Origin of the sequence: Rothia sp. P6271 (assembly GCF_048512995.1) — a bacterium.
Lineage (GTDB): Bacteria > Actinomycetota > Actinomycetes > Actinomycetales > Micrococcaceae > Rothia.
In genome coordinates, this window is the sequence record NZ_JBLXXV010000012.1 from 1 (window position 1) to 14,412 (window position 14,412).

13 protein-coding genes are annotated in these 14,412 nt (G+C 46.8%); 9 read left to right on the forward strand and 4 right to left on the reverse strand.

Annotated elements, in window-relative coordinates:
• The first annotated feature begins 132 nt into the window (after positions 1-132).
• From ACN08X_RS07840 to ACN08X_RS07860, 5 genes are all read left to right on the forward strand, one after another.
• Positions 133-3,780 (forward strand): TIGR03773 family transporter-associated surface protein, encoded by a 3,648-nt coding sequence (locus tag ACN08X_RS07840; protein WP_419108411.1) that lies wholly within the window; start codon positions 133-135, stop codon positions 3,778-3,780.
• 103 nt (positions 3,781-3,883) lie between these two features.
• Positions 3,884-5,329, forward strand: coding sequence for an anchored repeat ABC transporter, substrate-binding protein (locus ACN08X_RS07845; protein WP_419108412.1), 1,446 nt, complete (start codon positions 3,884-3,886; stop codon positions 5,327-5,329).
• Positions 5,330-5,362: 33 nt separating this feature from the next.
• The gene (locus ACN08X_RS07850; protein WP_419108413.1) at positions 5,363-6,376 is read left to right on the forward strand and encodes a choice-of-anchor M domain-containing protein; all 1,014 of its coding nucleotides are present in this window, start codon (positions 5,363-5,365) and stop codon (positions 6,374-6,376) included.
• Positions 6,373-7,122, forward strand: a complete 750-nt coding sequence (locus ACN08X_RS07855) for an anchored repeat-type ABC transporter ATP-binding subunit (protein WP_419108414.1) — start codon at positions 6,373-6,375, stop codon at positions 7,120-7,122. The genes ACN08X_RS07850 and ACN08X_RS07855 overlap by 4 nt, the downstream gene beginning before the upstream one ends.
• A complete protein-coding gene (locus ACN08X_RS07860) occupies positions 7,123-7,965 on the forward strand; it encodes an anchored repeat-type ABC transporter permease subunit (protein ID WP_419108415.1) in 843 nt (280 codons plus the stop codon).
• 77 nt (positions 7,966-8,042) lie between these two features.
• On the opposite strand, the gene ACN08X_RS07865 is transcribed toward ACN08X_RS07860, so the two are convergent.
• Both ACN08X_RS07865 and ACN08X_RS07870 read right to left on the reverse strand, forming a co-directional pair.
• Positions 8,043-9,479 (reverse strand): MFS transporter, encoded by a 1,437-nt coding sequence (locus tag ACN08X_RS07865; protein ID WP_419108429.1) that lies wholly within the window; start codon positions 9,477-9,479, stop codon positions 8,043-8,045.
• A gap of 103 nt (positions 9,480-9,582) precedes the next feature.
• The gene (locus ACN08X_RS07870) at positions 9,583-10,062 is read right to left on the reverse strand and encodes a polyketide cyclase (protein WP_419108416.1); all 480 of its coding nucleotides are present in this window, start codon (positions 10,060-10,062) and stop codon (positions 9,583-9,585) included.
• A 149-nt stretch (positions 10,063-10,211) separates the two neighbouring features.
• Here ACN08X_RS07870 and ACN08X_RS07875 point away from each other — a divergent pair, with 149 nt between their 5' ends.
• The 3 genes from ACN08X_RS07875 (at position 10,212) to ACN08X_RS07885 (ending at position 12,380) form a co-directional block, all read left to right on the forward strand.
• A complete protein-coding gene (locus ACN08X_RS07875; RefSeq protein ID WP_419106474.1) occupies positions 10,212-10,535 on the forward strand; it encodes a putative quinol monooxygenase in 324 nt (107 codons plus the stop codon).
• Positions 10,536-10,715: 180 nt separating this feature from the next.
• A complete protein-coding gene (locus ACN08X_RS07880; protein ID WP_419102257.1) occupies positions 10,716-11,534 on the forward strand; it encodes an NUDIX hydrolase in 819 nt (272 codons plus the stop codon).
• Between the two features lie 24 nt (positions 11,535-11,558).
• Positions 11,559-12,380 (forward strand): thermonuclease family protein, encoded by an 822-nt coding sequence (locus ACN08X_RS07885; RefSeq protein WP_419108417.1) that lies wholly within the window; start codon positions 11,559-11,561, stop codon positions 12,378-12,380.
• Between the two features lie 90 nt (positions 12,381-12,470).
• On the opposite strand, the gene ACN08X_RS07890 is transcribed toward ACN08X_RS07885, so the two are convergent.
• Entirely contained in the window at positions 12,471-13,103 is a 633-nt protein-coding gene (locus ACN08X_RS07890; RefSeq protein WP_419102255.1) for a superoxide dismutase, read from the reverse strand.
• Positions 13,104-13,710: 607 nt separating this feature from the next.
• On the opposite strand from ACN08X_RS07890, the gene ACN08X_RS07895 reads away from it, so the two are divergent.
• Positions 13,711-13,833 (forward strand): hypothetical protein, encoded by a 123-nt coding sequence (locus ACN08X_RS07895; protein ID WP_419108418.1) that lies wholly within the window; start codon positions 13,711-13,713, stop codon positions 13,831-13,833.
• 133 nt (positions 13,834-13,966) lie between these two features.
• Here ACN08X_RS07895 and ACN08X_RS07900 read toward each other — a convergent pair whose 3' ends face one another.
• Positions 13,967-14,395 carry a DoxX family protein gene (locus ACN08X_RS07900; protein ID WP_419102254.1) on the reverse strand — a complete coding sequence of 143 codons (429 nt, stop codon included), beginning with the start codon at positions 14,393-14,395 and terminating at the stop codon, positions 13,967-13,969.
• Between the last annotated feature and the right edge of the window lie 17 nt (positions 14,396-14,412).

Consider the following 14,412-nt stretch of genomic DNA (forward strand, 5'->3'; position numbering starts at 1 on the left):
AAACACCCACACGACTCTTTATTGTGAGGTGCTGTTTTTTGGAACGACATGTAAAGAAAATTTTTTAACCATATACTGATAACGATTCTCATTATTAAGTTATGATGCTGAATGCATATCACTAGAAAGGCAATGATGTTTACACCCACATCTGGTGCATCAAAGCACCCTATTACCCGTTGCACGCTAGCAGCAGGTTTAGCATTTAGCTCTCTCTTCGCCGCTCTACCAGCAGCACAGGCTGGACCTGATGATGGCAAAATTGTTGCCACTCAAGCACATATCGACACCCCCAAGAGTTTCTGGGATGAAGATCAAAACACCTTCGCCATCTATGCTGAAGCACCTTCACAAGACGGCACGGGGCCAGCAAACTATGACCCAAATGATGCTGTTATTTGGGTTGGCAAAGGCTGGGGCTCAGACTTTAGACAGGCCAATCAGTACGCTTTCGTGGTGCCAGATTCTGAAGCAGCACGCTTTTTAGGTAATCCTGGCGATGTTCTCTATGCAGCACCCCAGCTTCCAAACTTCAACCATGATCCTGCGTGGGTTGGCTTTGGTGCAGACTCTGATATTCCTGTTGAAAAGTTCCGTGATGCAACGTTCTACCTTGATTTACTCCACGTAGACGGCCCCGGAGAGGTTCAGCTTTTTGGGTACAGTGGAAGCAACTCCCCCACCGCTTTCCGCCGTCTTCTTAGTTCAACAGAAAACGGTTATCAGTCTTCCCTCTTGCGTCAAGGAAGCCACACTCACAATTACACGAGTTTCACCACTCCTGGACGTTATAAGTTCACCTATCGCACTGTTGCTCGTGCAACAGATGGAACGATTATTCAGTCCAAGCCAACAACCGTTACATGGCAGGTAGGCGGTCAACGCCCACTCTCCGGTAGCGGAGCATCTCAAGCGAACGAGAATGACACTCAAAACCGCTACGATGCCGCGCCTTCTGGTGATGTAACGACGGCTCAGTACGAGCTCTCCTATGCTCCGAAGGAAAAAGTTGAACGTGATGGAGATGATTTACTCACAACTCTTACATTCCATGCCGACAGCAAGGTTAACGGAAAACTTACCTTGTTCAATAATGGTTATTTCCTGACTGATTTAGATGTTGTCGATGGACAGGCTCAATGGGATGAGCTCTTTGGAACATCAGCTACAAATATTCAGGCAGTATTCACTCCACATGAAGGTTCTGAGGGTGTTCGCTGGATTTCACAACCTCTGTCTTACACTCAAGGTGGCTCTGGTAGTGTCACTAGCGCCGAGGGTGAGAGCTCTTGGCCTGAAAAGGTGTCAGACCCCGATAATTTGACCCTTAAAACCGAGAATTACTCTATGACTTCCGGTAAATATTCCGTTGAGGTTCTTCCTTCAGATATTGAAGGATACGGGAAAGTCAAAGTTAAATTTGATGACCCTAATTTCCGAGGAGTCTTAGGCGGAGGTTTCTACTTTAAGGCTGATTCTCCGTACCCAGATACAGCTTTTGATGCGCCTTTTGTTAATGGTGAAGCAACGGCTTACTATAGCGATGATGGTTCTTGGATTAACAACGATCACTTGATTGTTAAGATTTTTCCTCATCCAGATATTGATGCTTATGCATCATCTCTTGTACTAAGCGATAAGTATAAGAGTGGTACTTCTTATGCTGCTGATTCAGAAATTAAGCTGAGTTCCGTAGCTTCTCCTGCTCCGGCTGAGCCTGTTGATCCTGCTCCGGCTGAGCCTGTTGATCCTGCTCCGGCTGAGCCTGTTGATCCCGCTCCAGCCGAGCCTACTAAAGACCAATGTGTGGCAACACCATTTATTGGTAAAAAAATCCTAAGTGATGGACACGTCGACATTAAAGGCACGCTCAACCTTTCAGAAAAAAGCCTCGGCTTAGCTCTCAAAGACGAAACTGGCCAAATCGATTCAAAAGCTGTCGATAGAAACCTCAATGATATTGTCTTTACTGTTGGTGACCATGCTCGTCATACCCGCACAGCGCTCATGGGTGGAGAAGAACTTGATAGCTTCGTCGGTAAAGAAGGATCAATGTTCTACGCTTTGCCACAGACTCAAATTCAAGGAACCATCTGGCCAGGGTACAACACTCAAGAAATTGATTATTCAAAGATTGACGGCAGCGTTAAATTGCACATTGAACCGACGATGATGCCTCAAGACGCTACTTTTGGTATGTACCTTAGCGATGCTTTCGGTCAGAATCGAGTTCTTTTAGACTCAACAAAGAACCTCAATGCTATCGATATTTCCTATGCAACGCATACCCATACGAACTGGATTTTCTCTACAGCAGGTAACTATGCATTTACGACGTATTACACTGCCACTCTCAAGGATGGAACTGAAGTAAGCAGCGAAAAACAGCAGCTTTCTTTTGCTGTTGGAGAAGAAGCTATTACTTCTTGCATGACTGCAGCTGAAGTCGAGGATAAGGCTCCTGAAGCTCCTGAAGCTCCTGAAGCTCCTGAAGCTCCTGAAGCTCCTGAAGCTCCTGAAGCTCCTGAAGTAGAGGATAAAGCTCCCGAAGCAACGATGCCACCGTCTTCAGAAGAAGACACCCCAGCTCCAGAAGTCACAGACCCTGTCGTTGAGGTTGTTGTCCCTGAACAGGCTGAGCACGGTGACCATCATGGGCACCATGAACATGGGCACACCCACGGTGTAGCTCCAGCACCGACTGCCCAAGCACCATCATCTGCTCAACACGCTAAAGCAACAGCCCCAGCACAGAAGAAGTGTTACCCCAAAGAGCAAGTGATTGCCCACGCATCTCACAATGATCACGCGCATCATGCTACTAACGCTTCATTTGTACCGGCTATCAAGCGAGCTGTTCAGACGAGCACCGTCGTCAATACTTCAGCTGACCAAGTTCACGAAGGACACTTTGACTTCGGTGCGCTACTTAGCGGAGGAAAACTCTCAGCCTCCGTCAAGGACGATCGCGTTAGCCCATCTCGATGGGTTGCACCTACCTCATTGCAATTCGTCTTGGGTAACGCCGCACAGAAAAAACTCCCTGCTGGCATGAGTGACATCGCTCCAGCCGGTAGCGAGGTGTACTTGATTGGCGCAACCCAAGAAGCTGGAGTTCCATGGTTAGGTTGGAACACTCAAGATCCAGAACTTGTCAAGAACGCTCAAGGTCCTGTCACCATGAAGCTCAACAGCCTCAAAGGTCCAGGAAAAATGGCAGTATTCCTCTCCGGAAACTTCGGTTCTGCTGGGCAGAAGGTCTTTGACTCCAACACATTAGGTTCATTTGACGTTCCAGTAAACACCCACCAACACGGCAACTGGGTATTTACCGAACCCGGCAACTACACCGCAAACATCTCCTTCACCGCAACGTTGAAAAATGGACAGAAAGTCACAACTTCTGCCGACCTCAACTTCCAAGTAGGAGACGTTCAAGAGGATAAGAGCCAAGCAGAAGAAAAAGCTTCTGCCCCTAAGGCACAGACTCCTCAAAAAACTCCACAACAAGAATCACAAGAAACCCAACGAGGCACTATTGATACCGCAACAGGTATCGTCACACGTCCTGATGGGGCGAAAGTTCGCATCGTTGGAAAAACCGCTGATGGAGAAGATTGCGCACTACCTCAGCAAGAACTTGCACAAGCACAGAAAGAATCTGCAGCCGGCAAACTTGCATACACAGGTTCGCAAACCGGAACATATCTCGGTTTCGCAGCTTTGCTTCTCGTAGCTGGCGCGGGCGCGTTGACTATCGCTCGTCGCAAGAATGCGTAAATCGCGCATAGCGCGCATATTGGCGTACATCCCGGTCTTTGCTCTTGCACTGACCGGGTGTACGCCCCCTGCAGCCACCACCAGCAACCAACCATTGCAGGTGGTGGCTTCCACGCCTATCCTGGCAGATTTAGCACAAACTGTTGGAGGCTCACGCGCGCACGTTACCTCACTCGTTCCCCCCGGTGCTAACCCCCACTCATATGAGCCTTCTCTACGCGATATTCGAGATATCGCCTACGCCCATGTCGCGTTAACTAACGGTCTTTTATTAGAACAAAATAAGCTCATTCGGACTATTGACGCGAACCTCCCCGAACCGGTAAAAGCCGTTCCCGTTGCAGAACATATCTCTCAATACGGTGGGCAACTCCAACGTATTGTCGAAGACGCATCCTTAGATTCCCTCTGGCTCGGTGTACGTATTGAAGGTGGACATGCTGGTGAGCCAGTTCATCTGAACACAACAAAGATGGTAGGCCCCGGACAATCCGCAAGTTTTATTACAGAAACTTTCGGTGCCGTTGACACTGTTTCAGATTCTCATTCTTCCCAAGCAACTCGCAAAGATTTAAATGGGCAAGAAGTCTCGACTGGTGTTTTAGGATCAGTAGAATTGCCGGCACAAGCTCATACCCACCTTTCGTGGAGTTTTGCAAAACCTGGGCTCTATGAGATAACGGTCCAAGCAGCAGACCATCAAGGAAAAACCACACAAGAACAAGTTGTTCGTTTTGCTGTTGGTGTTGATTCTGCCCAGCTTGCTCAAAAACTTGGTTCAGAGGTGAAAGTTCTCGATGCAGGACACGCAGATATTACTGCAAATATTGATACCGGCAAGATTTCTCTACGTACCGATTCACACGAAAATATCGAGTACTTAGACCCCGACAAGACCCTTATAGAAGTTCCGACCCGCACCTTGCAAGAAATACCTTCAGGTAGTCACTACCGTTTTTTGCATAACGATACGGGACAGGTGTATCTCTTAGCTCAAGCTGTTCTTGGAAAACACGTTCATGGGGATACTGACCCTCATTTTTGGCATTCTATTCCCAATGTTCAAGCTGCTGTCTCTGTTATTCGTGATGTCATGAGCGCAGCAGACCCTCAAGGTGCTACCGAGTACGCACGCAATGCTTCTGAATACGTTAAGGAACTCTCAAAAGGGCACCAAAAGTTACAGGAAATATATGGGGCCCTCAATGAGTCTGAACGAAATATCATCACCACTCATGACGGTTACCGGTATCTAGCCGATACATATCAGCTCAAAGTGGCAGGTTTTGTTACTCCTGCCGCCGGCTCAGAACCAAGTGCGCAACAGCGAGCGCGTCTGCGTCGAACCATTGAAGATCTCAATGTTCCAGCACTTTATTTAGAGCGTGGAATACTTCAGCGGACAAGTGTTCTTGCAGAAGTTGCCTCAGATACTGGTACAAGAGTATGCGAGCTGTATTCAGACACGCTCGATGATCAAGCCCCTCATTATTTAGACATGATGTTAGCTAACGCAAACATGATACGAACCTGTTCATCAGGAAAATAATTCACAGATGACATGTTGGGAGAAGAAAATTCTATGAAAAAATTTCCTCGTTTAACCGCCGCTATATGCACTCTATTATTTGTGGGGATGAGTTCTTCTATTGCTCCAGCAATAGCAGATGAGTCTGGTTCAGAGCATCACGATGCAAATATTTCAGTTCAAGAAAGAGCGTTAGAGCAAACTCTAAGTTCTGATGCCCCAATTGGTACAGAACATGTTGTCATTTCCCAAGGCCATGTTGATATGGGACCAAAGTTTGTTGATGGGCAGTGGCGTTTGATGCTTCACGACGATCATGGTCAATCCCCTGTATGGCGTCATCTATCTGATGTTGTTCTTCACGGTAATGATGACGCTAAGCTTCCGGTACCAGATGACCCGCGCTATGCTTTTGTGCACGCTTCTGCTGGTGATGATGTTTATGTTATTCCTCAAACCGAACGTTCTGGTGTTGTTTGGCCTGGATGGAACAGTCAAGACCCAGAGGTAGTTTCACGTCTTGGTGAGGGTATGACGCTCACCCTAGAGAAGGTTGAGGGCCCAGGCCAGATGAGCCTCTACCTCGAAAACGGTAATTTCAGTGCCCCGCAGGTACTGTGGAACTCTGCAGATACTCAAGCTCAAGATATTTGGGTCGACAATAATAGCCACGTTCACGCAAACTGGGTTTTCACGAAACCTGGTGCATATTTTGTGACGGTTAAGGCTCATGGGACTCTCGCAGATGGCACAAAGGTCTCAGATACTGAACGACTACAATTCGCTGTTGGCAATGTGTTAAATCCGCAAGAGCTTTTTACACAAGCAGAGTCAGAACCGGCAGAATCTTCTTCACCAGATGATGCTCAAGCGTCTTCTTCACCGGTAGCTCCTCAGTCAGCATCATCAGCTCAAGCAGTTTCAGCACAAGATTCTCAAAGTTCAGGTTCTTCTATTCTTCCCATCGCATTATTTGCTGGTGTGGGAGTGATTCTTGTTGTTCTCCTGTATGTTTTCTCTCGTAAAAGTAAACGTGCTCAACAAGAAGCGCAGGAGCGTCTTCATTGAGATATTCTTTTACTTCTTCTATTCAGGATTCTGCTGTGCAAACGCCCCTTGTGTTAGCTCAAGATGTTCGAGTTCATTACGGGCATCGGGAGATTATCTCGGGTCTTGATATGAAAGTTTCACCGGGAGAGTTTATTGCCTTAGTTGGTGCAAATGGTGCCGGAAAAACTACTCTTTTAAGAACTCTGATGGGCTTGATTTCTCCAAGTTCGGGTACCGTATCTATTTTGGGTCGGTCGCCGATAGCGGCACGTGAAAAGATTGGTTATGTCCCTCAGAAACATTACTTTGAGTGGTCTTTTCCCATTACTGTCAAAGATGCTGTTCTTACGGGTAGGACTCGTGCTATTGGGTGGTTTCGCCGCCCGTCAACGGATGATTGGGTGAGCGTGTTCCGTGCTATTGAGCGTTCGGGAATTACTCATCTGCAAGATCGGGTGGTCGGGGAGCTATCTGGTGGTCAACGTCAAAGGGTTTTGCTTGCCCGAGCTTTAGCTTCAGATCCTTCTTTATTGCTCCTTGATGAACCGTTCACCGGCGTTGATGCGCCCACGCAAGATTCTCTCAATGAGTTATATACGTCGTTAGCCGAAGAGGGTTTAGGTATTGTGATGTCTACTCACGATATGCTCTCGGCGCTAACGCATTGTTCTCGTATTTGTGGTGTTCGTGGGAGCCTTGCCTTAGATGCTCCTGCGCATCAGCTCAGTGTGGAAGAACTTCATCATTGGCTTAGGGAGGCGTAATTGATTACCCCTTTGGATTTTATTCAAGATCTTTTGAACCCTCATCTGAGTTTTCTTCTTCGTGCGCTTGGTGCTGTTGTTATCGCCTCGGTTGTCACAGGAATTATTGGTAACCATGTTGTCTTACGGGGGATGGTCTTTATCGGTGATGCTGTTGCCCACTCAGTTTTCCCTGGTTTAGCGGTCGCCTTTGTCATCGGTTCTAATCTGATGCTTGGCGGGATGGTTGCCGGTGTTGTGACTGCTATTTTGGTGGCTATTTTTAGTCAGAACCAAAAGTTACGTGAAGATTCGGTCATCGGCATTTTCTTTGCGGGGTCTTTTGCACTCGGTATTGTCATTATTTCCTTGCAGCCAGGGTATTCGGGGTCTGTCCAAGATTTCCTTTTTGGATCTATTGTTGGTATCTCGGCACAAGACGTTGCAACGGCTGCATTAATTGGTGCTGTTGTCCTTCTCGTTTTAGCTATTTTTCATCGCCCCATCGTCACGGTAAGTCTTGATAAAGAGTCCGCTCGAGCTCTTGGCATTCCTGTTTTACTGATGGATATTGTTCTCTACGTTCTGGTTACTGTTTCCGTGGTTATCTCTTTACAGACGGTAGGTAACGTTCTGGTTCTTTCGTTGATTGTTGTACCAGCGTCTGCTGCTCGCATGTTATGTTCTACGTTACGAGGGATGATGTTCTTCTCCCCTATTTTTGGTGCTATATGTTCAACGATTGGGTTGTATCTTTCGTGGTCTTGTGTTTTACCCGTAGGTGGAACAATTGTTTTGACCATGATTGCGGGATTCTTAGTCGCGTGGGTGTTCTCATCTGTGAAAACACGTCGCGCATTGTAGAGTTCAGCTCATTAAAAGAGTGTTTTTTGAAACCACGCTGGTTTCAAAAAACACTCTTTTGCGTTATGTCATAGGTTTTATGCTCTACGCAAGAGACGATGCACAACAACGGAAGCTGAAGCCATCAGTATTGCTGAGATAATAGCCGTCCACACAACCCCAGCGTCGAAAGCATGTTGAGCTGAGGAAAGTAACTGTGCACCGTGTCCCATATGTTGTGCCACAGCGACAGCACCTCCTAAGGTTTCTTGTGCATGATGTGCATCCTCAGCGTTAAGTCCTTGGGGTAGCTGAATCTGTGACCGGTATATTGCGGTGATGATTCCACCTAATACTGTTGTTCCTAAGAGTGCACCTAACTCATACGAGGCTTCTGAAATAGCTGAGGCAGCCCCAGATTTTTCAGATGGCACGCTCGAGAGCATGAGATCATTAGCGATAGTTTCACCTGCTCCGGAGGCAGAACCAAGCATGAGGAACGCAATCATCAGCCCTAAGTTCGTGACAGCGTTATCAGAAACTGCTACTACGACATAGGCGATAGCACTGAGCATCAAAGAACCAGCAACGACCGTCCCAGGAGCAATTTTAGGTACGATTTTTACGACAGCTAAACCTGCCAGAACGGTAATAGTTAGACCTGGTAAGAGAAAGATACCAGCACCCATGGGCGACATTCCCCGAACTAGCTGAAGATGCTGTGAGACAAAGAAAATGAACCCCGCTAAGGAGAAAATTGCTAAGAGATTTCCGACGATAGCGCCGGTAAAGGTTGGGTTGGTAAACAACCGTACATCGAGCATCGGGATAGGACGCTTGAGCTGTCTACGAACGAAAAGTACACCGCACATTATTCCGGTGATTCCTGTCAGAATGGTCAAGGGTGTTAACCCTGATTCTGCAACCGCTTTGATGGCGTAGACGATGGGGGTCATCGTTGATATTGCAAGAAAAATGGAGGTAACGTCTATTTCTCCGGGGTTGGGGTCTTGAGATTCTGGAAGAATCCATGGCGCTAACGCAAGAAATGGTAGGAGAACCACAAGCCCCATCAGAAAGATGGAGCCCCAGGGGAAGTGTTCTAGCAGGAACCCTCCAACGATAGGTCCCAATGCGGCACCACCAGAAAACATTGCTGCCCAAATAGCTATTGCAGTCCTTCGTTCACTAGCGCGGGTAAAGATGTTACGAATGAGCGAAAGGGTTGACGGCATGAGCATTGCGCCAAAGAACCCGATAGTTGCCCGCCCGATGATGAGCCACGTGGCATTTGGCGAGAAAGCGGCTAAGGCGGAAGCGAGCGCAAACCCTGTTGAACCGATCAATAGAAGTTTTTTACGGCCGATTCTGTCTCCGAGACTTCCCATCGGAACTAATAGGCCGGCAAGGACAAGAGAATATACGTCAATCATCCATAGTTGTTGCACCCCAGTAGGTTGTAGCGCTTGAGAGATAGAGGGCATTGCAAAAGCAAGTACAGTGTTGTCTACGGATACGAGTAGTACCGGTAGCATCAGCACAGCTAGAGCAGACCAGCGACGACGTGAGCTGCTTATCAGTTGGTGTTCAGAAACGATGGTGTTGGGGGCAGTTTTCACGAGTTATCTAAGGATTCTCCTATTTGAAGGTTCGATGCAGTTTGGCAAGGGATAGAGCAATATTTTTCCGGTTCCTGCGATACATGCCTAGTGCTTTATATATTGGGTGAAGAGAGTATCTCCCCCATCGTGCTTCTCGGGCATCAAAGGTTTCTCGTACTGTTACAGACCCGTCGTGGTGGTCGATAAGTTCCCAGCCCCATTCGTGCCCTGCGGGGTGACGCCATGTGATGAATTGATTTTTTTGGGCACGGGTTACGGTGAGCGTCATCTGATAGGGAAGCAACAAGAACATTTTCTCTGTAAAACGGTCTCCTGTTGTGAGTTCTGGAGTTTGTTGTGAAAGCAGTTTTTGGACGCTTCCCCCACCATCGAGCTCGCAATGTTTTGCGGGGTTGGCAATGAAGGTGTAGAGCTCTTGGACGTTTGCGTTCAGTGTTGTTTCTGCGCAGATAACAGCGGCGTTAGTATCGACGAATTGCACCAAAGGTTGAGTCATATGCTGTACTCTATCCTAGGTTTTTATCTTCGTGGGAAATATTTCTTACTGTGCGTTTGGGGCTGTTATGCTGACGTGTCAAAATAAGAGTATCTACTTTTACAGTGGTTTGTACTCTAAATAGTTTAAATCCTCGAGAGGTACTTCCCATGATTTTTATTGTTGTTAAGTTCCCTGTTAAGCCTGAAGAAGCTGAGAACTTCGTTGAGAAGCTTACTCCGTTTACCGAGGCGACTCGTGCAGAACCTGGTAATAAGTGGTTCCAGTGGTCTCGTAGCGTAGAAGATCCTTGTGAGTTTGTCCTTGTTGAAGCTTTTGAAGAGGACGCAGCAGAAGCTCACGTTAATTCTGATCATTTCCGTGAGGCAATGAAAACGTTGCAACCACTTCTCACTCGTACTCCTCAGATTATTTCTCGTGTTATTGAGGGGCATGATTGGGATGAGATGGGAGAGCTTAAAGTCGAGGGCTAAACGGCTTTAACATGAGTTTTCTTGCGGGGAGACTCAGGGAATACGGGTGTTATTTTCTCACCTCTAAGAGTAATAGCGTTTTCTCTGAGTCTTCTCGGTTCTAGTGTGGGTAATTTTCACTAGAATAAGTATGGATAGTGTAAACCCGTCTATATATAACCGACTATGGGAGATTCCTTAATGACTGTGAACCCACAGGAAACAGAAAACAATACTGCAGAGGGAGTGAATTGCCCTTCTACTCAGCTTGCGGTGTCTACTGTTATTCTTGCTTTGCGTGCTAAGGAGGGGGAATCGCAACATTCTCTATGGCTCCCATTAGTACGTCGTTTACGCGAACCTTATAAGGGACAGTGGGCGTTGCCTGGTGGCCCGTTGCCTTACGATATGTCTTTGGAACAGGCAGCAGGTTCTACCCTTAAACGTGCGACGGGGCTTGTTCCGGGTTATCTTGAGCAACTTTATGCTTTTGGTGATGTTCATCGGACACCAGATTATCGCGTACACCGTGATGGTGGGTCCTTACCTGTTCCATCGACGGATACTCAAAATACCCCACGCACTGTGTCCGTTGTGTATTGGGCGTCTATTCCTGCGACGGAAGTCAGCCATACCCGAATCCATGAGAATATCCGCTGGTTCCCTGCTGATGAGTTACCGTTGTTGGCTTTTGACCATAACGAGATTATTGAGTATGCGTTGTATCGTCTGCAGAATAAGGTGGAATATTCTCGTATTGCTCATTCTTTCTTGGGTGAGGAATTCACTTTAGCTCAATTGCGTGAGGTGTACGAAGCGATTTTGGGGCGTCCTTTGGATCCGGCGAATTTCCGTCGCCAGATTGCTGCATCTAAATCTATTATTGATACGGGTAAACGAGTTGAGGGAACTCGTCATCGTCCTCCGCGTTTGTATCGTTATGATCATTCCAAGGCTTTTGCTGATCAAGGGCCGTTGGGTATGTATCGTGCTGCAGAGCATGCAGCAAATAACCTTTAACCTTTTTAACCTCTAAGGAATTTTATGAAAATCACTCGCACTTTTGTTCTCTCAGGGGTAGCTCTCTTGGCGCTTTCAGGTTGTTCTTCTGCTGCCCCGGAGGCTGAGCCTTCACCGTCTTCAAGCAAAGTTTCTTATGCGGATGGGGTGCACGCTAAAGTTCTTTCTGTAGAAACAGCAAATACGATTAGCGTTGATATTGATGGACAGACTAAGGAAGTCCGTCTGCTGAATGTTGTTGCACCAACCGAACATAATAATGAGTTTTCAGGGTCATGTTTAATACCTGAGTCCACAGACTTTTTAAGGCAGAAGCTTCCTGAAGGTACTGAAGTAACGTTGGACTTTGATAACTCACGAGTAGGTTCTTCCGGTTATCTTGAAGCTGCAGTCTATGTTGGTGATGATTTGATTAATGCTGACGTTGTCCGTGAGGGATTTGCGACAACAACGTTCCTTTCTGAACGGGATGAGCATTATGCCCCTGTTTCTGAGGCTCAGCAAGAAGCTGCTCGTGAGGGGCACGGCATTTATTCTAAAGATGTTGAGTGCGCTCTTCCTCATGCTATCCAGCTCCATATCGATCGAGTTCATCAAGCAAACGAGTCTGATGATGAGGATGCACGCATAAGCTCTTATAAAGCTGCGTCAAGATTTTATAACACGTTAATGTCTACGGCGAAATCTCCAAATACGTGGATTGGTTCTATTGTGACTCTTGATGCGGTCAAGGATCAGCTCAAAGAACTTAAGAACGCTCTCGGCAAGAACTATTATGACCTTCAAGGTAAAACTGAACAAGAAAAGCAGTCTGAGGCGAATGAGCCGGTTCGTCCTGGCAGCTAGTTTTAGCTGATTTTATAACCGTTAAATGCTGGTGGGGCAACACGTACGTGTTGCCCCACCAGCATTTAAGATTGATGTCTTAATGCAGGTTTATACGTTAGGGATGATGAGTCCTTTAGTTTGGGATACCGCACGGGAGAATCGGTCTTGGACGTCTGCCCAGTTAACGATGTTCCAGAATGCGTTGACGTATTCACCTTTGACGTTTTGGTAGTCGAGGTAGAAAGCGTGCTCCCACATGTCTAGTTGTAGTAGTGGGATAAGACCGACAGAGATGTTGCCTTGCTGGTCGTAGAGCTGTTCGATGATGAGGCGTTCACCAACGGTATCCCATGCGAGAATAGCCCATCCTGAGCCTTGGATGGTGGTGGCAACGTTCGTGAAGTGGTTGCGGAATCCGTCGAAGGAGCCGAAGAATTCATCGATTGCAGCAGCGAGTTCGCCGGTAGGTTTGTCGCCGCCTTCTGGGGAGAGGTTTTGCCAGAAGATGGAGTGGTTGGTGTGTCCACCGAGATTGAATGCGAGGTCTTTGGACAGTTTTGAGACGGTACCAAAGGAGTTGTTTTCGCGTGCTTCATGGAGCTGCTCTAGCGCTGCGTTAGCGCCAGCGACGTAAGCTGCGTGGTGCTTGTCGTGGTGCAGTTCCATAATGCGTGCTGAGATATGTGGCTCAAGTGCCGCATAGTCGTAGGGTAGGTCTGGAAGAACGTATTTCTCTGCCATCAGGAGAGTTCCTTTCACAAGTTGTGTTGTTTTGTATCGTGATTTTTTGGTTTCATGTACAGTTTACGCATTGAAAGTAGGGTTGTCTTCCAAGGGGAACTACAGTTCGACTTGTCGTTGAGGTTTTTTGAGTACTTTCAAGCTCTTGTATTTGTTCTATTGAGAATACATTTATTCATGTCAGAGACACTTTAAGTGGGTTTTAGGGGAGCTTTAGAGATTCACTCCCCCACATTGTTTTCTCAAGAAAATATTGTGAATAATGTGAACAAAGTTTTCCACAACTCGTGGATAAACATGTGGAATGTTCGAATATCAGCGATTGTATTGGCTTATTTTGAATAAAAATTGCTTATTTTTCTATGCAATTCGAATAATTTCAGAAATCATCGTATTAATCTTCGATAATGACAGTGGTGTAAGTTTTCCACCCTTGTGGATAAAACCTGTGCATAACTAGCCTAAAACAGTCTTCCCCTGAGGTCTCAACCATACATTTTTCCGATATTTCCACACCTAGAGCAGATTGTTCCGCCATTAAGTGGAAATTGTGCACATAGTTATCCACAAGTGGGGATAGTCAAATACTTTAGATAGGTAAGCCCCCGTGATGTTTTCTACCAGTGCTCAAAAAACACCTCTAGAAGCCAAAGAAACAGCATGTCAAAAGCTTATCGCTGAACACCCAACCCTAGAATCCGCTATGACCCACATCCTCACACTGGTGTAATCACATAGTTGTAAGTTTTCCACCCCTGTGGATAAAAGCTGTGCATAACTCATCGCTATAAGAGACGATAAAAAAGGAAGGTTCGTCGTTGATATCAACGACGAACCTTCCTTAGAAGAATTTAGCGTGAAGACTAAGCAGCTACTTTCCCTCGAGAGAAGATACGGTCAACAGCGTAAGCTCCAGGCCCAGTAAGAACAAGGGCAACCGCCATGACTGCGTAGCTAAGAGGAAGCTCAAAGCCACTACCGCTTGCGAAGAATCCATGTGAAATGTGAACAAAAGCGATAGCGCCAAACATAGCAATGCTCGTAAGAAGCGCCGCTAAACGAGTTGCTAGACCGAGAACAATGAGCAAGCCACCAACAAGCTCAACATAGGTGGTAAAGTTTGCTGAGATTTCAGGAGCTGGAATCCCTAACTTCTCGAATCCCGCGGTAACACCACTGATGGTCTTTTCGCTGTATTTCTGCCAGCCGTGCAACATCATTGCAATACCTAGCCCAAGACGTAGAACCAAAAGCCCTACAGAAGATGAAGGTGTATTTCTTAAAATATCCATAACTTTATCTTCGTCTA